We start from the raw sequence: 21,802 nt of genomic DNA, 5'->3' as shown, positions 1-21,802 counted from the left end.
ACCGCGTTTGTGGTGTGTGGAGAACAAACGCAGGCGGGTGTGGCGACGGGTCCGGCGGGTCGCGTACGTGCTGGCCGGGCTCGTCGTCGGGGTGCCGGCGATCGCGTTCGCGATCGGCTACCTGGTGTGGGACGTGCGCAGCCCCCAGGAGGTGCTGGCCGAGCTCGACAAGACGGTCGTGGTCCAGTACACCGACGGCACCGAGCTGATGCGGGTCGTGCCGCCGGACGGCGACCGCACCTTCACCCCGTACGAGGAGATCCCGCGCAAGCTGGTCGACGCGATCGTCGCCGTCAAGGACCCGACGTTCTGGACCAACGGCGGGTTCGAGCCGACGGGGATCGCGCGTGCGATGGTGACCGGCGTCGGCGGCGGGTCGGGAATCACGCAGCAGTACATCAAGAACTCCACCGGCGAGGACGACGCGACGCTGTTCCGCAAGTTCAAGGAGCTGGTGCTCGCCACGAAGATCACCAACCGGCAGAGCAAGGAACAGATCTTCGAAAGCTACGTCAACATCATCTCCTTCGGCCGCAACACGCACGGCCCGGCCGCCGCGGCGCAGGCCTACTTCGGCAAGCAGCTGGCGGACATCTCGTGGAGCGAGGCCGCGTTCCTGGCGGGAATGCTGCAGGCGCCGTACGGGCACGACCCGGCGACGGTGGGGCCCGAGCAGGCCGCGCGGCGCTGGGCCTACGCCGCGGACAAGCTGGCCGAGCGCGGGTACGTCTCGCCGGCCGACCGGTCCGGCATGGCGTATCCGCAGGTCCTGGACCCGGACGAGACGCGGGCCGGGCGGACCTCCTACAGCGACTACCACATTCGCCAGCAGGTGCTCACCGAGCTGGAGGCGCGGGGGTGGCCGCTGGAACGGCTGCGCCGCGAGGGCCTGACGGTGCGCCTGACGCTCGACCGCGACGCGCAGAACCGTGCGGAGCGCGCGGTGCGCGACCGGCTCGCGGGCGAACCCGCGGAGCTGCGGGCGGCGGTGGTGTCCGTGCGGCCGGGCGACGGCGGCGTCGCCGCGTACGCGGGCGGGAACTGGGGCGTGACGGACTACGCTGTGACCCCGCGCCGCCCGGGTTCGGCGTTCCGGCCGGTCGTGCAGCTGGCCGAGTTCCGCGCCCGCGCCGACGACCCGCCCGTGGTGACGGGCCCGAAGATCCGGCAGGCTGCCTACGACGCCGGGATCCCGGAGTTCCTCGACGGCGCCCGGACCCTGACCGCGCCCGACGGGGTGCGGATCGCGTCGACCATCGCCGAGGGCACCTACCGGTTGCGGCCGCTGGACCTGGCCGGCGTGTTCGCGACCTTCGCGAGCGGCGGTCTGCGGGTGGCGCCGCACTTCGTGGCGGAGCTGCGGCGCGGCGACGAGGTGGTGTGGCGCCAGGACACCACGCCGGTGCCCGCGCTGCCTCGCGAGGCGGCCCTGCTGGCCGGCGGCGTGCCGGGCGAGTACGGCACGTCCGACGCGTGGATGGCGGGCGCGAGCACGTCGATGGCCACGCTGGTGTGGGTCGGCGGCGACGAGGAACGCCCGCGCGCCGACCGCGACGGCGTGCCCCTGACCGGCGCCACCCTGCCGTCGGACATCTGGCGCGAGGTGATGTCGCCGGAGCTGTCTACGCGGTGAGCTCCCCGCGGCGGCGCAGCTCCTCGAACACCTGCTGGAACGCGCGGGAACCGCGGTGGCGGTCGGCGTAACCGAGCCAGGCCACCTCCGCGATCTCGGCGGACGGCGTGATCGTGCCCCGGTAATCCGCGGTGTAGCAGGTCATCCGCAGCAGCTGCGCCTGCCCGTCGGCGGGCGCCTCGATCGTCGCGGTGTGCACCGCGGTCGCCGGGTCGATCGACACCGACAGCTCCTCGGCGACCTCGCGCACCAGTGTCGCCACGTCGCTCTCACCGGGCTCGCGCTTGCCACCCGGCAGGTACCAGGCCGACTTGCCGTGCGAGCGCGCCGCCAGCACGCGGCCGGACTCCACCCGCAGCCAGGCGACTTTGTCGATCACTCCGTCACCAGCGCGAGCGTGAACCCGTCGTAGCCCTTCTGGCCGACGGTCTGCACCACGGTGGCCTCCACCCGCGGCTCGGCGGCGATCAGCTCGTGCATCTCGCGGGTCGCGACGATCGCCGGGTCCGTGCTGTCCGCGTCGGCGAGCGCGCCGTCCCGCACCACGTTGTCGACGATGATCACCGAGCCCGGCCGGGACAACCGCAGCGCCCACCGGAAGTACTCCGGGTTGTTCGGCTTGTCCGCGTCGATGAAGATCAGGTCGAACGGCCCCTCGACGGAGGGCAGCGTGTCCAGCGCCGTGCCGACCTTGACCTCGACGACCTCGCCGAACCCGGCCGCGTCGAGGTTGTTCTCCGCCACCTGCGCGTGCTTGCGGTCCGCCTCCAGCGTCACCAGCCTGCCGTCCGGCGGCAGCGCACGCGCCAGCCAGATCGTGCTGTACGCGCCGAGGGTCCCGATCTCCAGGATCGAGCGGGCGCCGTGCATCCGCGCCAGCAGGTGCAGCAGCTTGCCCTGCGCCGGGGACACCGCGATCGGGGGCAGCCCGGCGTCGGCCGTGGCCGCCCGCACGTCGTCGAGCACCGGGTCGGCTGGGATGAGCGTCCGGCCGACGTAGTCGTCGACCGCGCTCCACACGTCCTGGCTCACAAGAGCCGAAACTACCGGCGCGCCTTCGGGATGACCAACGGAGTTCCGGTCTCCGGGTCCGGGATCACCGAGCACGGCAGGTCGAAGATCTCCTCGACGCGCTCCGCGGTGACGACCTCCTCCGGCGTGCCGGTCGCGAGGACCTCGCCGCCGCGCATGGCGATCAGGTGCGTGGCGTAGCGGGCCGCGTGGTTGAGGTCGTGCAGCACCGCGACCAGCGTGCGGCCCTGCTCCGCGTGCAGCTTCGCGCACAGGTCGAGGATGTCCATCTGGTGCGCGATGTCCAGGAACGTGGTCGGCTCGTCCAGCAGGAGCAGCTCGGTCTCCTGCGCGAGCGCCATCGCCAGCCACACGCGCTGCCGCTGCCCGCCGGACAGCTCGTCGACCATGCGGTCGGCCAGTTCGGACACGCCGGTCGCGGCCATCGACCGCTCGACCACGTCGGCGTCCTCGCGGGACCACTGGCGCAGCAGCCGCTGGTGCGGGTACCGGCCGCGGGACACCAGGTCGGCGACCGTGATGCCGTCCGGCGCGATCGAGCTTTGCGGCAGCAGGCCCAGCTTGCGCGCGACCTGCTTGGCCGGCAGCGACGTGATGACCTCGCCGTCCAGGTAGACCATGCCCTGCCGCGGCTTGAGCAGCCTGCTCAGCGCACGCAGCAGCGTGGACTTGCCGCAGGCGTTCGGCCCGACGATGACGGTAAACGACTGGTCCGGGATGGTGACCGAGAGCCCTTCGGCGACGACCCGGCCGTCGTACCCCAACGTCAGGCCGTCACCGTGCAGCCGGGTGCTGGTGGTCGGCTCGGCGACAAGATCCACGGTCTGGGCCATAGAGGTTAGGCTAACCTACAAGTCTGGCGAACGGTACGGATCATGCCTACGTTGACAGGGTGTTCGACGTCACGGATCTGACTCGCGTCACGCCCGTGCTCGACTCGCGGGCGGTCACGTTCGAGAACCCCACCGGGGAGCGCGGCGCCGGCGGCCGCGCCGGAGGCGGCCGCAAGGGCGCTCCCAGCCGGGTGATCGAGGGCGGCGAGCGCGTCACCCTCGCCGACCTCGCCGGGCCTGGGACGATCCGGCACATCTGGATGACGTTCCCGCCCGACCGGCCGGCCCGCATGCGCGCCGTCTACCTCGAAGTCCGCTACGGCGGCCTGTCCTACCCCAGCGTGTCCGTGCCGTGCCTGGACTTCTTCGGCTCGCCGCACGGCCGTCCCGTCGCCTACTCCAGCGCGCTGACCAGCATGCCCGAGGCCCGCGGCTTCAACAGCTACGTGCCGATGGCCTTCGGCGAACGCATCCACGTGGACCTGGTCAACGGCAACCCCGACCCGATCGTCCTGTACTTCCAGATCGACTACACGCTCGGCGAATCCGCGTCCGGGCGGCTGCACGTGGGCTTCCGCCGGGAGAACCCGACGGTGTCGAAGCGGGACTTCGTGGTGACCGAGGGGCTGCGCGGGCCGGGCCGGTTCCTCGGCTGGGTCGGCGGGGTGCGGCCGATCGACGGCGGCCAGTGGTACGGCGAGGGCGAGGTGAAGGTCTACCGCGACGGGGACCGCGAGTTCCCCACGATCTGCGGGACCGGGCTGGAGGACTACGTCGGCTCGGCGTGGGGGATGGGCCCGCACGCCGGGCTGTACGCGGGCGCGCCGCTGGAGGTGTCCGGCCGCGGGCCGATTCCGAAGTACGTCGGGTTCTACCGCTGGCACGTGCTCGACCCGGTCATGTTCAGCACCGACCTGCAGGTGACGCTGCAGCAGATCGGGGCCGACCGGGGCGGCCTGGTCGAACGCGTCGACGACTACTGCGCCGCCGCGTTCACGGTGTGCGAGCGGGCGCAGCCGGTGCCGCCGGTCGACGTGGCCGCGGCCGTCGCGGACCTGGAGTGACTACTGGGACCGTTCGCCGACCACGACGACGGCATCGCGCAGTGCGGCGCGCAGCCTGCCGACGTCGAGCGGTTCGAGCACCGCGGCTTCGCCCGGCGGCGCCACCAGGACCACACGCCCGCTGCTCACGAACACAGTCAGGTCGCGTCGCCTGCCGGCCAGGTCCCGGCAGCTGATCGACCATTCGTCTCGAGCCGCCACGTCCGTCGCCTTCCTTCGGTGGTCTTGCAGGTGACAGTGGGACGGCCCAGCGGGGCGGGCGTGACGCGGTGGCGCGGAAAAAATGTCCGCAGTAGCGTCGGGTGGCACGGATCACACGGATGAGGAGCGGCCCATGTCCGAGCCCAGGCGGATCGTGATCGTCGGCGCGGGCCTCGCGGGCGCGTCGGCCGCGGCGGCGCTGCGGGAGAACGGCTACGACGGCGAGGTGGTGGTCCTCGGCGCGGAGGCGCACCCGCCCTACGAGCTGCCACCGTTGTCGAAGAAGGTCCTGCTCGGCCAGGGCGACGAGCCCGACTGGGTGCGGGACGCGGACTTCTACGCGCAGCACGGCATCGACCTGCGCTCCGGCACCAGCGCGACGCGGGTCGAGCTGGGCGCGCGGGTGGTGCTGGACGCGCGTGGCGGGCGGCACCCCTACGACCGGCTGCTGCTGGCGACCGGGTCGCAGCCGCGGACGCTGCCGGTGCGCGGGGTGGACCTGCCGGGCGTCTACACGCTGCGGACCCTCGACGACGCGCTCGCCCTGCGGTCGGCGTTCACCGGCTCGCCGCGGGTGGTGGTGATCGGGACGGGCTGGATCGGGACGGAGGCCGCGGCGGCGGCGCGCCACCACGGCGCCGACGTGACGATGGTCGACGTGCTGCCCGGGCCGCTGTGGGTGCTGGGGCCGGAGATCAGCAAGGTGTTCGCCGACCTGCACACCGAGCACGGCGTGCGGTGGCGGCTCGGCAGCGGCATCACCGAGGTGACCGGCGGGCCGGGCGGCGTGGCCGGGGTGCGGCTGGCGGACGGCAGCGAGTTGCCCGCGGACGTGGTGCTGGTCGCGGTCGGCGCGAAGCCTCGGGTGGACCTGGCGCACGCGGCCGGCCTGGACCTGGCCGACGAGGGCGGGGTGGCCGTCGACGCGTCCCTGCGCACGGCGGCGCCGGACGTGTACGCGGCGGGGGACATCGCGGCGCAGTGGCACCCGCGGTACGGGCGCCGCATCCGCGTCGAGCACTGGGCGAACGCGAAGAACCAGGGCACCCACGTGGCGGCGAACCTGGCCGGCGGGCAGGAGCAGTACACCCGCACCCCGTACTTCTTCACGGACCAGTACGACCTGGGCTGCGAGTACCGCGGCATCGCCGACCCGCAGCGGGACGAACTGGTGGTCCGCGGCGACCTGGCCAAACGCGAGTTCACCGCCTTCTGGCTGCGCGATGGCCAGGTGACGGCCGCGATGAACGTGAACATGTGGGACGACGGCGACGCGCTGAAGGCGCTGGTGGACGGCGAGGTGAGGGTGACGGCGGAGCAACTGCGCGAGGGGGACCTGGCCGCACTCGGGTGAGGAACGCGTTGTCCGCGGCACCGCGGAGAACTAGCGTCGGACGATGCGATTCGTCGTGGCCGGCGGTGGTGTGGCCGGACTCGCGTCAGCACTGGCGGTGGCCAGGGCGGGGCACGACGCGATCGTCCTGGAGCGGGACGCGCCGGATCCCGCAGGGCCGCCGGAGAGCGCCTTCGCGCTGGAGCGCCGCGGCATCCCGCACTACTTCCAGCCTCACACCTTCCTGCCCCGTGGCCGGAAGCTGTTGGCCGAGCACGCGCCGGACGTCCTCACTTCGCTCGCGGAGGCCGGCGCGAGCGAACAGGACCTCACGGCGAAGCTGCACGGGCCCCCCGAACCGGGCGACGAGGACCTGGTCTACCTGTGGGCGCGCCGCCCGCTCATCGAGTGGGCGCTGCGTCGCGCGGTGGCTGCGGAACCGGCCGTCGACCTGCGGGGTGGCGTGCACGTCGACGGGCTGTCCGACGACGGCTCGGTGGTGGCCGACGGGCAGCCCGTGCCCGGCGACGTGATCGTGGACGCGCTCGGCCGCTACCGGCGGCCGCCGGGCTGGCCGGAGGCCGCGGGGGAGCCGACCGACTGCGGCGCCGTCTACTACTGCCGGTACTTCCGGCTGCGGCCCGGCGCCGGATACCTGGACGCGCCGCTGCTGAACCCGCGCGGCGACCTGGGCTACCTGGGGTTCAACACCTTCCGCGGCGACAACCGCACGTTCGCGGTGATCATCCTGGTCCCGAGCGAGGACCGCGACCTGCGAGTGCTCCGCTTCGAGCAGGTCTGGCAGGCGGTCTGCACCACGATCACGCCGCTGGACGTGATGACCTCGCCGGACTTCGCCGAGCCGATCACCGGTGTCATGCCGATGGGCGGCCTGCGCAACGTCGACCACACCCGGTCCACGGCGCTCCTCGCGGTCGGGGACGCCTTCTGCCACACCGACCCGGCCTTCGCCTACGGGTTGTCGTTCGCCCTGGCGCACGCACGCGTCCTGGCCGACGCGGCCGCGGAGGCACCCGGCGACCTCGCGGAGTGCTTCCGCGCGAAGGCAGGCCCGGAGTCCCGCGAACGGCACGCGCTGGCGTGCGGCATCGACGCGGGCCGGTCCGCGCGCTGGCGGGGCGAGCCGGTGGACCTCGCCCGTCCCGACAGCGACTACCCGATGTTCTCGTTCGCCGGCGCGCTGGCCGCGGCCCCGCACGACGACCTGGTGCTGCGCCGGACGGTCCGCCGGATCGGACTGCTGGACCGGGTCGCGGTGTTCGACGAGGACGCCGCCCTGCACGACCGCATCGCGGCGATCCTGGCCGCGCTCGGACCGCCGAAGGCGCCCGGCCCGCCCCGCGACGAGCTGCTGGCGCACCTGCGGGAGAGCCACCTGCTCGGCTGAACCTGCGCCTGCGCGGCACCCGATCGGCGCACCCCGCCAATACCCTCGGTCCTCGTGATCAACCAAGCAGCCCGGCGGGGCCGCGTCGCCAGTTGTCCGGATCCCTCGGGGGGTCCGGTGGCCGCGTTCGCGCACCGGTTGTGGGCCCTCAAGCGCTCTGCGGGCGATCCCTCCTACGACCGCATGCGCACCGAACTCGGCGCGCTCGCTTCGAAGTCCGCCCTCTCGGCCGCCGCGCGGGGGCAGCGCCTGCCGTCCTGGGACACCACCTGGGAGTTCGTCCGCGTGCTGGCCGTCGGGGTGCTCGGCGAGCACGAGGACGAGGTCCGGGCCCGCTGGCGCGCCGACTGGGAACGGGTCCGCGACGGCGTCGCGAACCCGCCGCCCGCCCCGCGCCGCTGGAAGCTTCCGGTGGCCGCCGCGGCCGTCGTGCTCGCGATCGGCGTCGCGGCCGGGGTCGTCCTGCTGCGCGACCCGGACCCAGAGGCGCCCGCCGCGCTCCCGCCGCTGGTCCCCGGCGACGAGTCCGAGTTCGCCGGCGACGTCACCGTCCCGGACGGGACCGTGGTGCCGACCGGGGCGCGGTTCGTCAAGACGTGGGAGTTCCGCAACACCGGCACCGTGCCGTGGGTGGACCGCTCACTGCGGCGCGAGGGCGGCTTCGGCCCCGGCGACGGCTGCCAGACGCCCGCGGTGGTGCCCGTCCCGGACACGCCGCCCGGCCAGTCCGCGCGCGTGTCGGTCGAGGTGCGCGCGCCGGACGAGCCCGGCTACTGCCAGGTGTACTTCAAGATGACCGACAGCGCGGGCCGGCTGCTCCTGCCGGGCACCCGTGCGGCGTACTTCTACGTCCGGGTGGCCGGCTGATTCGGCCACCCGCCTCGGTGGTCAAAGCCCTGACCTGCGTGGACATCCGGATTTGGCCACCGGACGCGGTGTGGCCGTCGCGAGTCTTCCGCCAGTGGTCCAGACCTCCCTAGCGTCGGCGCCAGTACCACCGACGAAGGAGATCCCGGATGCGGAAATCGATCAGGACACTCGCCGCCGCGCTGCCCCTCGCCGCGGCACTCCCGCTGCTCGTGGCGCCTCAGGCCGCGGCCGCGGAGAAGGTGTGCGCGGGCGGCTCGCTGATGGGCGGCCGCACCACCACCGCCGGGGTGGCCGCCGACCAGGTCATCCACATCAAGGTCCACAACCACGACTACCGCGGCCTCGCGCTGGTGATCCGCGACGTCACCCGCAAGAAGCAGCTGTGGAAGGGCGTCATCGCGCCGGGCAAGGAGCACACCGTCAAGACCGACGTGTTCGGCGAGCCGCCCATCGGCTACGAGATCGCCTTCGACGTCACGTCGAACCTGTCGAACAACTACACCTACGCGATCTCCTCCGCCCGCTGCTACTGAAAGGCCACGACATGCGCACCCTCCTGATCGCGGCCATCGCCGCGACCGCGGCCGCCCTGCCCGTGCCGGCGTCGGCCACCCCCGCGCCGGTGACGGGCTCGGACATCATCACCACCTGCGGACAGGGCTACTCGGGCTACATCCGCCGCTTCGGCAAGGACGCCCTGTGCCTGCAGCCCGGCACCCGCACCTGGGCCGGCTTCAAGGCGTTCGAGTGCAAGGGCGCCATCACCGTCTACTTCAAGAACGGCACGAAGCTGGAGTGCGGCGGCGGGATCGACTTCCCGGACAACGGCGGGATCGTCAAGACCGTCGCCCGCTGACGCCGACCACCACGCGCGCGGCCAGCGCGGCGACGGCGAGGACGCCGACGCCGATCGCGGGCGCCAGTTCGGCGAAGGTGGGCCGGTGCGCGCCGGTGCCGAGGAACAACACGACCGCGGTGACCACCAGCGCCGCGGTCACCAAGCTCAGCGAGCACGCCCACCGCTGCCGGCGCCGCGCCCGCGCGGTGGGCTGCTCCGGCTGCATGAACCACCACGCCACCAGGAACAGCAGGCCCATCGCCGCGAACACGAACCCGAAGCCGTGCCCGTCGAGCACGAGGCTCCCGCCGAGGGGGACGAACAGCACGCCGAGCAGGAACAACGCGGGGCGCGCCGCCCACGCCGGGGTGCGGGGCGAGACGTAGGGCACGTCAGGCCCGCCGCCGGGTCAGCGTCCCGAACACCACCAGCGCCACTACGGCGAACGCGGCCATCACGACGCCCATCGGCACCGCGCTCGCCTCGCCGCCGATGCTCACCAGCGGCGTCGCGAGCCCGCCGACCACGAACTGCATCACGCCGAGCAGCGCGGACGCCGCCCCGGCGTTGTGCGGGTGCTCGGCCAGCGCCAGCGACGACGCGTTCGGCATGACCAGCCCGATGCTCGACACCATCACCAGCAGCGGCGCCAGCAGCACCCCCAGCGGCAGCCCGGCCAGCGCCGCCGCCAGCACGCCGACACCGCCGGCCGCCGAGGCGGACAGGCCGACCGTCAGCAGCGTCCGCTCCCGCACGCGGCCCACGATCCGCCCGTTGACCTGCCCGGCGATCACGATCCCCAGCCCGTTCGCGCCGAACACGAGGCTGTACTCCTGCGGGCTCAGCCCGTACACGTCCTGCAGCACGAACGAGCTCGCGGAGATGTAGGCGAACAGCCCGGCGAACATCAGCCCGGCCGACAGCGCGTACCCGACGAACGACCGGTCCCGCAACAGCACGCCGTACCCGCGCAGCGTCGAGCCGATCCGGGCCGGGCGGCGGCGCTCGGCAGGCAGCGTCTCGGGCATCGCCAGCGCCGCGGCCACCAGCAGCACCGCGCCGAACACGGCCAGCACCACGAACACCCCGCGCCACGACGTCAGCCGCAGCACCTGCCCGCCGATCACCGGCGCCAGGATCGGGGCCAGCCCGCTGACCAGCATCAACATCGAGAAGAACTTCGTCATCGCGGTGCCTGCGAACAGGTCGCGGACGCACGCCCGCGCGATCACCATCCCGGCCGCCGCGCCGAGTGCCTGCACTGACCGGCCCACGATCAGCAGTTCCGCCGTCGGGCTCACCGCGCACAGCACCGACGCCGCGGCGTACAGCACCAGCCCGGCCAGCAGCGGACGGCGGCGGCCGAGCGAGTCCGACAGCGGCCCGGCGATCAGCTGCCCCAGCGCCAGCCCGATGATGAACGCGGTCAGCGTGAGCTGCAGCGTCGGCGCTGAGCTGCGCAGGTCGTCGGCCATCCGGGGGAGCGCGGGCAGGTACATGTCGATCGAGAGCGGCGCGAACGCCGACAGCCCGCCGAGGATCAGCGCGTACCGCAGGGTTCCGGGTGTCCGTCTGGTCTTCGCCGGTGCCGTGACCGCTGTCGTGCTCACTCCGCCTCCACTCGACCAGATCCACCCGGCAACAACGAACACCGGAGATCGCGTTCGCATTCCCCGCTGTGGTGCGGAACACCCGGACGCGATCAGTCCACAGTGGACTCAACTGTCTGGTATACTGGACAAACCGGACCGATGTCGAGGGGAGTGCCGTGCGGCGGAAGCTGGGAACGGAAGCCCGGCACCGGTCCGTCCGCGGCCTGCTCGTCCTGGCCCTGCTGCTGCTCAGCCTCATCACGCCGACGACGCCGGAGAGCCACCCGCACCCGTCCGCGCCGGACGGCATCGCAGCCCTCGCGGCGGAGCCGTTGCCGCACGTCACGGCCACCCCGCTGCCGGTCGCGGACCTGCCGCCGGTCGTCGGCGTGGAACCACCGCGCGGCCACGCGGAAGACCGGCCGTCGCCTGCCGGCCCGCCACCTGCCCGTGATCAGGGCACCGCTCTCGGCGCCCGCGCGCCGCCCTCCAGGTAACGCCCCGGACCCCATCCGCACACCGCGCCGACTTGCGGTGCGCTTCGCCATGCCCTGGAGGGACTTCACCACATGCAAACCGGACACGCGCTGCTCGCCGTCGGCGGCGCCTTCCTCGCCGCAGGCGTGCTGGCCAGAGCCGGCGCCCGCATCGGGCTGCCCACGATCCCCCTGTTCATGCTGGCCGGGTTCATCTTCGGCCCCAACACCCCCGGCCTGTCGCTGGTGCACGACCCCGGCGAGCTGAGCGTGCTCGCCGGGCTCGGCCTGGTGTTCCTGCTGTTCTACCTGGGCCTGGAGTTCTCGCTCGACGACCTCGCCAAGGGCGGCCGCAAGCTCGCCGTGTCGGGCCTGGTCTACCTCGCGCTCAACATCGGCGGCGGGCTCGCCTTCGGGTTCCTGCTCGGCTGGGGCTCCAGCGAGGCGCTGGTGATCGCGGGCGCGATCGGGATCTCGTCGTCGGCGATCGTGACCAAACTGCTGGTCGAGACCGGTCGCACGCGGCACCCGGAATCGCGCCTGATCATGGGCATCATCGTGATCGAGGACCTGTTCCTCGCCCTGTACCTGGCGCTGCTGCAGCCGGTGCTCTCCGGCGCCGACTCGTTCTGGCCCGCGCTCGCCGACTTCGGCAAGGCACTCGGCTTCCTGCTGGCGCTCGCCGCGCTGGCCCGCTGGGGCGGGCGGCTGGTGTCGAAGCTGTTCGGCTCGGCCGACGACGAGCTGCTGACCGTGTGCTTCGTCGGCGTCGCCGTGCTGGGCGCCGCGGTCGCCGAGGAGCTGGGCGTCTCCGACGCGATCGGCGCGTTCATGGTCGGCATGATGCTCGGCGGCTCGAAGGTCGCGCCCCGCATCCACAAGCTGGTCCTGCCGCTGCGGGACGCGTTCGGCGCGTTGTTCTTCTTCATCTTCGGGCTCAGCATCGACCCGGGCGCCGTCGGCACGGTCGTGGTGCCGGTGCTGATCGCCGTGGCGCTGACGCTCGCGCTGAACCTCGCGGCGGGCGCGATCGCGGCGAAGCTGCACTCGTTCGACGGCCAGGCCGGGCTGAACATCGGGCTGACCGTGCTCACCCGGGGCGAGTTCTCGCTGGTGCTGGCCACGCTCGCGGCGGCGGCCGGGCTGGACTCCCGCGTCGCGCCGTTCGTGGCGGGCTACGTGCTGCTGCTCGCGATCATCGGCCCGCTGGCGGTGCTGCGGTCGGAGAACCTGGCCCGGCTGTTCCGAGCGCGACGGGCATCACCAGTGTCGTGAACGAGCCCTGGTCGGCCGAGCGGACGCGCGCGACCTGCAGCGGCCCGGCGAACTCCAGCAGCACGTCGGGCCCGACGCCTGACTCCAACGCCGCACCCAGCACGGCGGGGTCGAACCCGATGCTCAGCTCGTCGCCGCAGACGGCGGGCAGCACCGTGCCGCCGACGGCCAGCCGGTCCGGCCCGAGCACCAGCTCGGCCGGGCGGTCGGCGGGCAGCGCGTCCCGGAGCGCGACGCGGTCGACGACGACCCGTTGCGCCGGGACGGGCAGGGCGTCGAGGACCGCGCGGTAGTCCGGGAAGTCCTGGTCCAGCAGCGGCAGCGTCGTGCCGTCGAGGGTGACCTCGTCCTGCCGCGCCAGCCGCGGGCCGAGCGCGGCCAGCTCACCGGCGGACACGACGAACCGGCCGGTGCCGCCGTGCACGGGCTGCAGGACGCGCAGCGCGAGCCGGTAGCGGTCGGTGGCGACGACGCGGACCTCGTCGCCGTCGGCCTCGATCAGCACGAAGTCCAGCGGCGCGCCCGCGGCGGGGGCGACCTGCCGGATCGCGCTCGCCAGGTCGAGGCCGGCGACCCGGACCGGGCCCGGCAGCAGGCGCCCGACCGCCGCCGACGCGGCCCGGAAGTCCTCCCGCAGCCGCTGCCGGTGCGCCTCCAGCACCGCCCGCGCCTCGCTCGACGGTCCGTCGAGCACGGTCGTGACCTGCGCCAGCGGCAGGCCCGCCGCCCGCAGTTCACGCAGCCGGACCGCGCGTTCGACCTGGTCCTCGCGGTAGTAGCGGTAGCCGGTGGTCTCGTCCACGCGCGCGGGCGTGAGCACGCCGCAGTCGTCGTAGAAGCGCAGCGCGCTCGGGGTGAGCCCGGCCAGCCGCGCGAACGCGCTGATGGTCAGCATGCCGCCGATTCTGCGGCTTCCAGTGGCTCGAAGGTCAACAGCGGTTCAGCATGTCGGTCAGCGCCGCCTGCTCCGCGGTGGTGACGCTCAGCCGGTAGTAGTGCTTGACCTCGATCCAGTCGGTGGCGTAGGTGCACCAGAACGACTCCAGCGGCGGCCGCCACTCGTCCGGCGCCTTGTCGCTCTTCGACTGGTTGACGTTGTCGGTGACCGCCCACAGCTGCGGGCGCACCAGGTCGTTCGCGAAGGCCTCACGCTGGTCCTGCGTCCACGCCGACGCGCCGCTGACCCAGCTCTGCGCGAGCGGCACCATGTGGTCGATGTCCACATCGGACGCCTTGGTCCAGGTCGCGCCGTCGTAGGGGCTGACCCAGGTGCCGGAGGTGGGCGAGCAGTCCTTGCCGACGACGACGTTCGTGCCCGAGCGCTTGAGCACCTCCTCGCGGGTGTTGCAGGCGCCCTCGACGGTGTCCCAGTGCGGGTACTTCTCCCGCGAGTAGCCGTTCAGCGTGCCCCGCGGCTTCACCTGCAGCTCGGCGAGCTGCTGCCGCGCCACGCCCGGATCCGTCGCCGGATTCGCCTTCGACGGCGGCACCGGACCCGGCCGCCACACCACCACCAGAACCGCCACCACGACCGCCACCACCAGCGGCACCCACACCCGCGCCTTCACGCCGGTGAGGTTAAGTGATCAAGTACCGGCGGTACGCGGACGCCTCCGGCGTGTCGGAGCAACGTCCGTCGCTTCCACCACCCCTGATCAAGTACCGGCGGTACGCTGCGGTCTCCGGCGTGTCGACGAGGAGGTTCGCGTGGCCGAGCGGTTCGGTGGCTACCAGAACGAGATCTACCTGCACGGGCTCGGCGGGACGAAGCCGCCGTTCACCACCGACCCGGCGCGGCTGGCGGAGTCGGCCCGCGAGGTGATGACCCCGGAGGCCTACGGCTACGTGGCGGGCGGCGCGGGCTCGGGCGCGACGATGGATGCCAACCGCGCGGCGTTCGACCGCTGGAAGCTGGTGCCGCGCATGCTCACCGACGCCACCGCGCGCACCACGTCGGCAAGGGTGCTCGGGTCCGAGCTGCCCGCGCCGGTGCTGCTCGCGCCGGTCGGGGTGCAGTCGATCGTGCACCCGGACGCCGAGCTGGCGACGGCGCGGGCCGCGGCGGCGCTGGGCCTGCCGATGATCCTGTCCACCGCGGCGTCGCGCACGATCGAGGAGGTCGCCGAGGCCTCCGGCGACGGCCCGCGCTGGTTCCAGCTGTACTGGCCTGCCGACTCGGACGTCACCGCGAGCATCCTGACCCGCGCGAAGAAGGCCGGCTACACCACGCTCGTCGTCACGCTGGACACGTGGACCCTGGCCTGGCGCCCGCGCGACCTCGACTCCGCCTACCTGCCCTTCCTCAAGGGCGAGGGCCTGGCCACGCCGCTGTCCGACCCGGCCTTCCGCGCGCTGCTGGAGAAGGCGCCGGAGGACGACATGCCGTCGGCGATCCTGCGGTGGGTGTCGCTGTTCACCGGCACCGACCACAGCTGGGACCAGCTGCCGTTCCTGCGCGAGCACTGGGACGGCCCGATCGTGCTGAAGGGCATCCAGCACCCCGACGACGCGCGGCGCGCGGTGGACGCCGGGATGGACGGCATCGTGGTGTCCAACCACGGCGGACGGCAGGTCGACGGCGCGATCGGTTCGCTGGAGGCGCTGCCGCCGATCGCGAGCGCGGTCGGGGACCGCATCGAGGTGCTGTTCGACTCCGGCGTGCGGACCGGCGCGGACATCCTGAAGGCGCTGGCGCTGGGCGCGAAGGCGGTCCTCGTCGGGCGGCCCTGGGTGTACGGGCTGGGCCACGCGGGCGAGGACGGCGTGCGGCACGTGCTGCGCAGCCTGCTCGCGGACCTCGACCTCACCCTGGGGCTGACCGGGCACCGCTCGGTCGCGGAGCTGGGGCCGGAGTCGCTGCAGCGGTCCTGAGCACACCGAGCAGCCGCGACGCGAGCGGTTCCCGGGCACCGGCACCGCCGCGCTCCCGGTGACGGCGAGCACTCCGGCCACTCCAGGTGCGGTGCGGACATATTCGCAGGCCGGCCGGATCGCGCGGAGCTATCCTGGAGGCCGTATGTCTACGCGATCCCCCCTCGAAGACCTCCGGGCCCGGCTGCCCGGCTTGATGCTGCGCGACGAGCACCGGTTGCGCCGCCGGCTCGACGGCGCCCGCCGGGCGCGCGACAAGGACCGCGTCGCGCGGGAGATCGCCGCCGACATCGACGCCGCCGAGGCCCGCGTGCAGCGCCGCCGCGCGCCGGAGATCCGCTACCCGGACGAGCTGCCGGTCAGCCAGCGCAAGGACGACATCGCCGCCGCGATCCGCGACCACCAGGTGGTGATCGTCGCGGGCGAGACCGGGTCGGGCAAGACCACCCAGCTGCCGAAGATCTGCCTCGAGCTGGGCCTGGGCGTGCGCGGCCAGATCGGGCACACCCAGCCCCGCCGCCTGGCCGCGCGCACGGTCGCCGAGCGCATCGCCGAGGAGCTGAAGACCGAGCTGGGCAGCACGGTCGGCTACAAGGTGCGCTTCACCGACTCCAGCGGCGACGACACCATGGTCAAGCTGATGACCGACGGCATCCTGCTCGCCGAGATCCAGAGCGACCGGATGCTGCGCCGCTACGACACGCTCATCATCGACGAGGCCCACGAGCGCAGCCTCAACATCGACTTCATCCTCGGCTACCTCAAGCAACTCCTGCCGAAGCGCCCCGACCTCAAGGTGATCATCACCTCGGCGACCATCGACCCGGAGCGGTTCTCCAAGCACTTCGGCGACGCGCCGATCGTGGAGGTTTCCGGCCGCACCTATCCGGTCGAGGTCCGCTACCGCCCGATCGTCGACCCGGACGACCCGGCCTCCGAGGACCGCGACCAGGTCACCGCCATCGCCGACGCGGTCGAGGAGCTGTGCGCCGAGGGCCCCGGCGACATCCTCGTGTTCCTCTCCGGCGAGCGGGAGATCCGCGACACCGCCGACGCGCTGAACAAGATGGACCTCCGCAACACCGAGGTGCTGCCGCTGTACGCGCGCCTGTCCGCGGCGGACCAGCACCGCGTGTTCAGCCGCCACACCGGCCGCCGGATCGTGCTGGCCACCAACGTCGCCGAGACGTCGCTGACCGTGCCGGGCATCAAGTACGTCATCGACCCGGGCACCGCGCGCATCTCCCGCTACAGCCACCGCACCAAGGTGCAGCGGCTGCCGATCGAGCCGGTCTCGCAGGCCTCGGCCAACCAGCGCAAGGGCCGCTGCGGCCGCACCTCCGACGGTATCTGCATCCGGCTCTACAGCGAAGAGGATTTCCTGTCCCGGCCGGAGTTCACCGACCCGGAGATCCTGCGCACCAATCTCGCGTCGGTCATCCTGCAGATGACCTCGCTCGGCCTGGGCGACCTGGCCGCGTTCCCGTTCGTCGACCCGCCGGACCGCCGCCAGATCACCGCCGGTGTCCAGCTGCTGCAGGAACTCGGCGCGCTGGAGGAGTCTGCGAAGGAGCGCCGGCTCACCGAGATCGGCCGTCAGCTCGCGCAACTGCCCGTCGACCCGCGTCTGGGCCGCATGGTGCTGGAGGGCGCGCGCACCGGGTGCGTCCGCGAGGTCATGATCATCACCGCCGCGCTGTCCATCCAGGACCCGCGCGAGCGCCCCGCGGACAAGCAGGAGGCCGCGGCCCAGCAGCACGCCCGGTTCGCCGACAAGTCCTCGGACTTCGTGGCCTACCTGAACCTGTGGGAGTACCTGCGGGAGCTGCAGAAGACGCTGTCGAACAGCCAGTTCCGCAAGCGCTGCAAGGCGGAGTACCTGAACTACCTGCGCGTGCGGGAGTGGCAGGACATCTACAGCCAGCTGCGGCAGCTCGCCAAACCGCTGGGCGTCACGCTCAACTCCGAGCCTGCCGACCCGCAGCGCGTGCACACCGCGCTGATCGCCGGGCTGCTGTCGCACATCGGGCTCAAGGACCCGGAGAAGGGCGACTACCTCGGCGCGCGCGGCACCCGGTTCGCGATCTTCCCCGGCTCGGCGCTGTTCAAGAAGCAGCCGCGCTGGGTGATGTCGGCGGAGCTGGTCGAGACGTCGAAGCTGTGGGGCCGGGTCAACGCGCGCATCGAGCCGGAGTGGATCGAGCCGCTGGCGCAGCACGTCGTCAAGCGCACCTACTCGGAGCCGCACTGGGAACGCAAGCGCGGCGCGGTGGTGGCCTCCGAGCGGGTGACGCTGTACGGGGTGCCGCTGGTCGTCGGCCGCAAGGTGGACTACGGGCGCATCGACCCGGAAACCTCGCGCGAGCTGTTCATCCGCCACGCGCTCGTGGAGGGCGACTGGGACACCGGCCACAAGTTCTTCAAGGAGAACCGGGCGCTGCTCGACGAGGTCGAGGACCTGGAGAACCGGGCCCGGCGCCGCGACCTGCTGGTCGACGACGAAACCCTGTTCGAGTTCTACGACCAGCGGATCCCCGCGGAAGTCGTGTCCGCGCGGCACTTCGACAGCTGGTGGAAGAAGGTCCGCGGCGCCCAGCCGGACCTGCTGAACTTCGAAAAGGCCATGCTGCTCAACGAGGCCGCGCAGCAGGTGTCCGAATCGGACTACCCGGACACCTGGACGCAGGGCTCGCTGCGGTTCCCGCTGACCTACCAGTTCGAGCCGGGCGCGGACGCCGACGGTGTCACCGTGCACATCCCGGTCGCCGTGCTCAACCAGGTCGCGCCCGACGGGTTCGACTGGCAGGTGCCGGGGTTGCGCGAGGAGCTGGTCACGGCGCTGATCAAGTCGCTGCCGAAGCAGCTGCGGCGCAACTTCGTGCCCGCCCCGGACACCGCCGCGCACGTGCTGTCCAGGGTCGGCCCCGAGGACGGCCCGCTGCTCGACGTGCTGGCCCGCGAGCTGGAGGCGCTGCGCGGGGTCGCGGTGCCGCCGGACGCGTGGCAGCTCGACGCGGTGCCGCACCACCTGCGGATGACGTTCCGGGTGGTCAACGACAAGCGCCGCAAGCTTGCCGAGGGCAAGGACCTGGCGGTCCTCAAGGAGGAGCTGCGCGGCGAGGTGCGGGCGACGATCTCGGCGGCCGCGGACAGCATCGAGCGGGCCGGCCTGACCACGCCCGCCTTCGGCGAGCTGCCGCGGGTGTTCGCCGGGAAGCGGCGCGGGCACCAGGTGAAGGCGTACCCGGCGCTGGTCGACGAGGGCGACACGGTGGCCGTGCGCATGCTGGACACGCCGGTGCAGCAGCGTCAGCGGATGTGGCAGGGCACGCGGAAGCTGTTGCGGCTCAACATGCCCTCGCCGATGAAGTTCATCAACAGGGCGTTGACCAACCAGGCGAAGCTGACGCTGAGCCGGAACCCGCACGGCAGTGTCGCGGCGCTGCTGGAGGACTGCGTCGACTGCGCGGTGGACAAGCTGATGGCCGACAACGGCGGCCCGGTGTGGGACGAGGCCGGGTTCGCGGTGCTGCTGGAGAAGGTGCGCGGTGCGCTGAACCCGGTGGTGCTGGACGTGCTCACCGAGGTCGAGAAGGTCCTGAAGGCCGCCAACGAGGCCGAGGTGGCGCTGGAGGGCGCGCGTGGGCCGGCGGAGTCGCTGGCGGACATGCGGCAGCAGCTGTCGCGGCTGGTGTACCCCGGTTTCGTCACGGCGACCGGGTTCGACCGGCTGCCGCACCTGGTCCGGTACCTGCGTGGGATCGGGCGGCGGGTGGAGAAGCTGCCGTCGACGGGCGCGAAGGACGTCGAGCTGCTGCGTGACGTCGAGTGGGTGACGGGCGAGTACGAGGCGGCTGTCGCCGCGCTCCCGCCGGGTGTGTCGCCGGGGCCGGAGCTGCTCGAGGTGCGGTGGATGATCGAGGAGCTGCGGGTGAGTTTCTTCGCGCAGACCCTCGGCACGGCGCACCCGGTGTCGTTGAAGCGGGTGATCCGGGCGCTGGACAAGGCGGCCGCTTAGCTATTTGGCGTCGGCGTAGGTGTCGACGGTGACCGGTTGCATGGGGAAGTGCACGGGGCAGGCGGCACCGAACGTGAGCGCGGCGGCCTCGGGTACGGATTCACCGATGGCGGCTTCGACGGCGGGTACGAGGTCCTCGGGCGTGTGCACGATGACCTCGTCGTGCTGGAAGAACACCAGGTGGGCGGGCTCGGGCAGCTTGCGGCGCAGGGTGGCGAGCAGCACCGCGGTGAAGTCGGCCGCGCTGGCCTGCACGACGAAGTTGCGGGTGAAGCGGCCCCAGTTGCGGGCGGCTTGGCGGGCGCGGGTCTCGTCCTCGTTCGCGCCGCCGGTGAGGGCGCGCCACGCTTCGCTCGGCGCGGGGGAGACGCGCCCGAGCCGGGAGCGGACGCGCTCACCGCGTTCCCCGGCTTGCGCGGCACGCTCCACATAGGACACGGCGTCCGGGAAGCGCTGCCGCAGCAGGGCGAGCAGCGACGCGGCCTCGCCGGCGGTGCCGCCGTACATCGCGGACAGCATGGCGATCTTCGCGCGGGGCCGCCCGGCTTCGGGGGTCATCGTGCCGGCGAACATGGCTTCGGACAGGCGGGCGTACAGGTCGGTGGAGGCGGAGGCTTCGGCAAGGCGGCGGTCGCCGGAGAGGGCGGCCAGCACGCGGGGTTCGAGCTGGGCGGCGTCGGCCACGACGAGTTTCCAGCCGGGGTCGGCTTTCACGCACACGCGTAGCGTCTTGGGGATCTGGAGTGCGCCGCCGCCGCTGCTGGCCCACCGGCCGGACACCACGCCGCCGACGACCCACTCGGGCCGGAACCGCCCGTCGGCGACCCATTCGTCCAGCCACGCCCACCCGTTGGCCGAATGCAGGCGGGAGAGTTCGCGGTACTCGATGAGCAGGGGGACGGCCGGGTGGTCGACGTCGCGCAGGACGTGTGCCCTGGCGGAGGGGATGGAGATGCCCTCGCGGCCGAACGCGCGCACGATGGTCTGCGGGCTGTCCGGGTTCACCGGTTTGCCGCCGAAGGCCTCGGTGATGCGCGCCGCCAGCTCGACGAGTTTCTTGGGCCGGTGGCCGGCCGGCACGCGGGGCCCGAGCAGTTCGGTCAGGAGGGCGTCGTGCACGTCGGCCCGCCACGGCAACCCGTCGGCTCGCATCTCTTCGGCGACGAGCGCGCTGGCCGATTCGGCGGCGACGAGCAACCGGAAGCGCTCCGGGTGCTCGACGTGCCTCATGCGGCGCTCCTGGTCGGCGAGCACAGCGGCAGCCGCCTCGGCGACGCTCGTGCCGGGCGGGAGGCCGGAGCCGCGGGTCTCGAAGAGGGCCGGCTGGGCGTCCGCGTGGCCGGGCGCGTCCGGTGGTGGTTCCTGACCGTGGAGCCGAGCCCAGGCCGCGGGCAGTGCCTTGGGCTGACCGGCTTTGCCTTCTGCCGCGAGCAGGAGACCTTCGGTGAGGGCGAGGTCGTGGCAGCGCCGCAGGCGGAGGTTGGAGCGCAGGAGGAGGGGGTAGAGCTGTGGGACCGAGGGGAAGACCCAGCGGGGGTTTTCGGTCCGCTCCAGGTTCTCGAGGTGTTTAGCCAGGTGGTGCTCGGGTAGGTGCTGTTGCTCGGTGGGGGTGGATACGAGGAAGTCGCCGTCCTCCTCTCGCGTGACGATGACCTGCACCTGTTCATTGTGCGCTGGGGGTACGACAGTTTTCGGCGCGCGTCGCCCTGCCGGGCTTTGAAGATCAAGGGATAGTCCTCGCCGGACGGGCAGGCTCCGGGATGCCCAGGGGACCGTTGTCGTCTCGCCTCGGGTGGGTGGCTGGGAGGTCATCCCGTCGCCTTCCGGTTTGGGCATATCACCTTGAGCCAGGGCCGCAAGGTTGGCATGTTCGGCCTGCGGTTGGCGGCTGGGTTGCGGCCCTGGCTCAAGGTGATCGTCCAGTGTCAGGCGACGGGATGACCACCCAGCTGGGTTGGGTTCAGGGCATGCGCTGCGCGCTCGCTGGCCCGCCGCAGCTCGCGCTTTGGCTGCGCTTGACGCTCGCCGCTGCCGCGTTTTGGCTGCGCTCGGCGCTTGGCGCTGCCGTGTTTTGAAGGCGCTTGGCGCTTTGGACGACTGGCGCTAACTGCGCGTCTTGCCGCGCCCCGCGCTACGCCCGGTGCTGATGCGCCCCGCGCTAACTGCGCGCTCTGCCGCGCCGCTCGCGCTCTGCCGCGCCGCTCGCGCTCTGCCGCGCCCTCGCGGCGGCTCTCGCGCTGCGATGCCTCGGGCGCTTCAGGCCCGTACCGCTCTGGCTGCCGCACTGTCGCGGTTGTCGGCATGTTTCCCGGGCGGCCCGCGCCCCCGCGCATGCCTGCGTTGCCCGCTTCGTGCGGC

The 21,802-nt window shown here is 72.6% G+C and carries 21 protein-coding genes; 12 read left to right on the top strand and 9 right to left on the bottom strand.

Going from position 1 to position 21,802, the window contains the following annotated elements:
- The first annotated feature begins 37 nt into the window (after positions 1–37).
- Entirely contained in the window at positions 38–1,633 is a 1,596-nt protein-coding gene (locus tag ABZ193_RS33185) for a transglycosylase domain-containing protein (RefSeq protein ID WP_354712665.1), read from the top strand.
- Here the strand turns inward: ABZ193_RS33185 and ABZ193_RS33180 are convergent.
- The 3 genes from ABZ193_RS33180 to ABZ193_RS33170 are packed head-to-tail and all read right to left on the bottom strand — an operon-like array spanning position 1,623 to position 3,498.
- Positions 1,623–2,012: an NUDIX domain-containing protein gene (locus ABZ193_RS33180; RefSeq protein WP_237335961.1), complete on the bottom strand. Its 390-nt coding sequence runs from the start codon at positions 2,010–2,012 to the stop codon at positions 1,623–1,625. The genes ABZ193_RS33185 and ABZ193_RS33180 overlap by 11 nt on opposite strands.
- Positions 2,009–2,665 carry an O-methyltransferase gene (locus ABZ193_RS33175; RefSeq protein WP_354712664.1) on the bottom strand — a complete coding sequence of 219 codons (657 nt, stop codon included), beginning with the start codon at positions 2,663–2,665 and terminating at the stop codon, positions 2,009–2,011. Before ABZ193_RS33175 ends, ABZ193_RS33180 begins: the two co-directional genes overlap by 4 nt.
- 11 nt (positions 2,666–2,676) lie before the next feature.
- Complete coding sequence (locus ABZ193_RS33170; protein ID WP_020422529.1) at positions 2,677–3,498, bottom strand: ABC transporter ATP-binding protein; 822 nt, start codon at positions 3,496–3,498, stop codon at positions 2,677–2,679.
- A 59-nt stretch (positions 3,499–3,557) separates the two neighbouring features.
- Between ABZ193_RS33170 and ABZ193_RS33165 the strand changes: the two genes are divergently transcribed.
- Positions 3,558–4,562 (top strand): glycoside hydrolase family 172 protein, encoded by a 1,005-nt coding sequence (locus ABZ193_RS33165; protein WP_020422528.1) that lies wholly within the window; start codon positions 3,558–3,560, stop codon positions 4,560–4,562.
- On the opposite strand, the gene ABZ193_RS33160 is transcribed toward ABZ193_RS33165, so the two are convergent.
- Positions 4,563–4,763 carry a hypothetical protein gene (locus ABZ193_RS33160; protein ID WP_017984299.1) on the bottom strand — a complete coding sequence of 67 codons (201 nt, stop codon included), beginning with the start codon at positions 4,761–4,763 and terminating at the stop codon, positions 4,563–4,565. It abuts the gene before it with no gap.
- A 133-nt stretch (positions 4,764–4,896) separates the two neighbouring features.
- Here ABZ193_RS33160 and ABZ193_RS33155 point away from each other — a divergent pair, with 133 nt between their 5' ends.
- The 5 genes from ABZ193_RS33155 to ABZ193_RS33135 all read left to right on the top strand — a co-directional run bounded on the left by ABZ193_RS33155 (position 4,897) and on the right by ABZ193_RS33135 (position 9,230).
- Positions 4,897–6,117 carry an FAD-dependent oxidoreductase gene (locus ABZ193_RS33155; RefSeq protein WP_354712663.1) on the top strand — a complete coding sequence of 407 codons (1,221 nt, stop codon included), beginning with the start codon at positions 4,897–4,899 and terminating at the stop codon, positions 6,115–6,117.
- A 43-nt stretch (positions 6,118–6,160) separates the two neighbouring features.
- Positions 6,161–7,504 (top strand): FAD-binding protein, encoded by a 1,344-nt coding sequence (locus ABZ193_RS33150; RefSeq protein WP_354712662.1) that lies wholly within the window; start codon positions 6,161–6,163, stop codon positions 7,502–7,504.
- 117 nt (positions 7,505–7,621) lie between these two features.
- On the top strand, positions 7,622–8,371 hold the full coding sequence (locus tag ABZ193_RS33145; RefSeq protein ID WP_020422525.1) for an NBR1-Ig-like domain-containing protein: 750 nt from the start codon (positions 7,622–7,624) through the stop codon (positions 8,369–8,371).
- 149 nt (positions 8,372–8,520) lie between these two features.
- Positions 8,521–8,907 (top strand): hypothetical protein, encoded by a 387-nt coding sequence (locus ABZ193_RS33140; RefSeq protein ID WP_020422524.1) that lies wholly within the window; start codon positions 8,521–8,523, stop codon positions 8,905–8,907.
- A gap of 11 nt (positions 8,908–8,918) precedes the next feature.
- Complete coding sequence (locus tag ABZ193_RS33135) at positions 8,919–9,230, top strand: hypothetical protein (RefSeq protein WP_354712661.1); 312 nt, start codon at positions 8,919–8,921, stop codon at positions 9,228–9,230.
- Here the strand turns inward: ABZ193_RS33135 and ABZ193_RS33130 are convergent.
- Both ABZ193_RS33130 and ABZ193_RS33125 read right to left on the bottom strand, forming a co-directional pair.
- Positions 9,211–9,603 (bottom strand): hypothetical protein, encoded by a 393-nt coding sequence (locus ABZ193_RS33130; RefSeq protein ID WP_354712660.1) that lies wholly within the window; start codon positions 9,601–9,603, stop codon positions 9,211–9,213. The genes ABZ193_RS33135 and ABZ193_RS33130 overlap by 20 nt on opposite strands.
- Position 9,604: 1 nt before the next feature.
- Positions 9,605–10,822: a Bcr/CflA family multidrug efflux MFS transporter gene (locus ABZ193_RS33125; protein ID WP_354712659.1), complete on the bottom strand. Its 1,218-nt coding sequence runs from the start codon at positions 10,820–10,822 to the stop codon at positions 9,605–9,607.
- A 158-nt stretch (positions 10,823–10,980) separates the two neighbouring features.
- On the opposite strand from ABZ193_RS33125, the gene ABZ193_RS33120 reads away from it, so the two are divergent.
- Both ABZ193_RS33120 and ABZ193_RS33115 read left to right on the top strand, forming a co-directional pair.
- Positions 10,981–11,301: a hypothetical protein gene (locus ABZ193_RS33120; protein ID WP_354712658.1), complete on the top strand. Its 321-nt coding sequence runs from the start codon at positions 10,981–10,983 to the stop codon at positions 11,299–11,301.
- Between the two features lie 72 nt (positions 11,302–11,373).
- Positions 11,374–12,555: a cation:proton antiporter gene (locus tag ABZ193_RS33115; protein ID WP_237335953.1), complete on the top strand. Its 1,182-nt coding sequence runs from the start codon at positions 11,374–11,376 to the stop codon at positions 12,553–12,555.
- Here ABZ193_RS33115 and ABZ193_RS33110 read toward each other — a convergent pair.
- Both ABZ193_RS33110 and ABZ193_RS33105 read right to left on the bottom strand, forming a co-directional pair.
- Complete coding sequence (locus ABZ193_RS33110) at positions 12,476–13,450, bottom strand: MerR family transcriptional regulator (protein WP_354712657.1); 975 nt, start codon at positions 13,448–13,450, stop codon at positions 12,476–12,478. The genes ABZ193_RS33115 and ABZ193_RS33110 overlap by 80 nt on opposite strands.
- 34 nt (positions 13,451–13,484) lie before the next feature.
- Positions 13,485–14,063: an HNH endonuclease family protein gene (locus ABZ193_RS33105; protein ID WP_235716289.1), complete on the bottom strand. Its 579-nt coding sequence runs from the start codon at positions 14,061–14,063 to the stop codon at positions 13,485–13,487.
- A 199-nt stretch (positions 14,064–14,262) separates the two neighbouring features.
- Between ABZ193_RS33105 and ABZ193_RS33100 the strand changes: the two genes are divergently transcribed.
- Together ABZ193_RS33100 and hrpA are read left to right on the top strand one after the other, a co-directional pair.
- Complete coding sequence (locus tag ABZ193_RS33100) at positions 14,263–15,426, top strand: lactate 2-monooxygenase (RefSeq protein ID WP_354712656.1); 1,164 nt, start codon at positions 14,263–14,265, stop codon at positions 15,424–15,426.
- Positions 15,427–15,571: 145 nt separating this feature from the next.
- Entirely contained in the window at positions 15,572–19,444 is a 3,873-nt protein-coding gene (gene hrpA / locus ABZ193_RS33095; protein ID WP_354712655.1) for an ATP-dependent RNA helicase HrpA, read from the top strand.
- Here the strand turns inward: hrpA and ABZ193_RS33090 are convergent, their stop codons facing one another.
- Positions 19,445–21,103, bottom strand: coding sequence for a bifunctional 3'-5' exonuclease/DNA polymerase (locus tag ABZ193_RS33090; RefSeq protein WP_354712654.1), 1,659 nt, complete (start codon positions 21,101–21,103; stop codon positions 19,445–19,447).
- Between the two features lie 278 nt (positions 21,104–21,381).
- Between ABZ193_RS33090 and ABZ193_RS33085 the strand changes: the two genes are divergently transcribed.
- Positions 21,382–21,519 carry a hypothetical protein gene (locus ABZ193_RS33085; protein WP_354712653.1) on the top strand — a complete coding sequence of 46 codons (138 nt, stop codon included), beginning with the start codon at positions 21,382–21,384 and terminating at the stop codon, positions 21,517–21,519.
- Positions 21,520–21,802 lie beyond the last annotated feature (283 nt).

Source organism: Amycolatopsis sp. NPDC006125 (assembly GCF_040614195.1).
Lineage (GTDB): Bacteria > Actinomycetota > Actinomycetes > Mycobacteriales > Pseudonocardiaceae > Amycolatopsis_E > Amycolatopsis_E tucumanensis.
Note: the sequence above shows the minus strand (reverse complement) of the source record. Positions and strands in the feature narration are given on the sequence as shown.

Bases quoted from the DNA above. Each gene is read 5' to 3' on its own strand.
- ABZ193_RS33170 (WP_020422529.1), bottom strand. From the start codon at position 3,498: ATGGCCCAGACCGTGGATCTTGTCGCCGAGCCGACCACCAGCACCCGG.
- ABZ193_RS33155 (WP_354712663.1), top strand. From the start codon at position 4,897: ATGTCCGAGCCCAGGCGGATCGTGATCGTCGGCGCGGGCCTCGCGGGC.
- ABZ193_RS33150 (WP_354712662.1), top strand. From the start codon at position 6,161: ATGCGATTCGTCGTGGCCGGCGGTGGTGTGGCCGGACTCGCGTCAGCA.
- ABZ193_RS33140 (WP_020422524.1), top strand. From the start codon at position 8,521: ATGCGGAAATCGATCAGGACACTCGCCGCCGCGCTGCCCCTCGCCGCG.
- ABZ193_RS33135 (WP_354712661.1), top strand. From the start codon at position 8,919: ATGCGCACCCTCCTGATCGCGGCCATCGCCGCGACCGCGGCCGCCCTG.
- ABZ193_RS33115 (WP_237335953.1), top strand. From the start codon at position 11,374: ATGCAAACCGGACACGCGCTGCTCGCCGTCGGCGGCGCCTTCCTCGCC.
- ABZ193_RS33110 (WP_354712657.1), bottom strand. From the start codon at position 13,450: ATGCTGACCATCAGCGCGTTCGCGCGGCTGGCCGGGCTCACCCCGAGC.
- hrpA (WP_354712655.1), top strand. From the start codon at position 15,572: ATGTCTACGCGATCCCCCCTCGAAGACCTCCGGGCCCGGCTGCCCGGC.
- ABZ193_RS33085 (WP_354712653.1), top strand. From the start codon at position 21,382: ATGACCACCCAGCTGGGTTGGGTTCAGGGCATGCGCTGCGCGCTCGCT.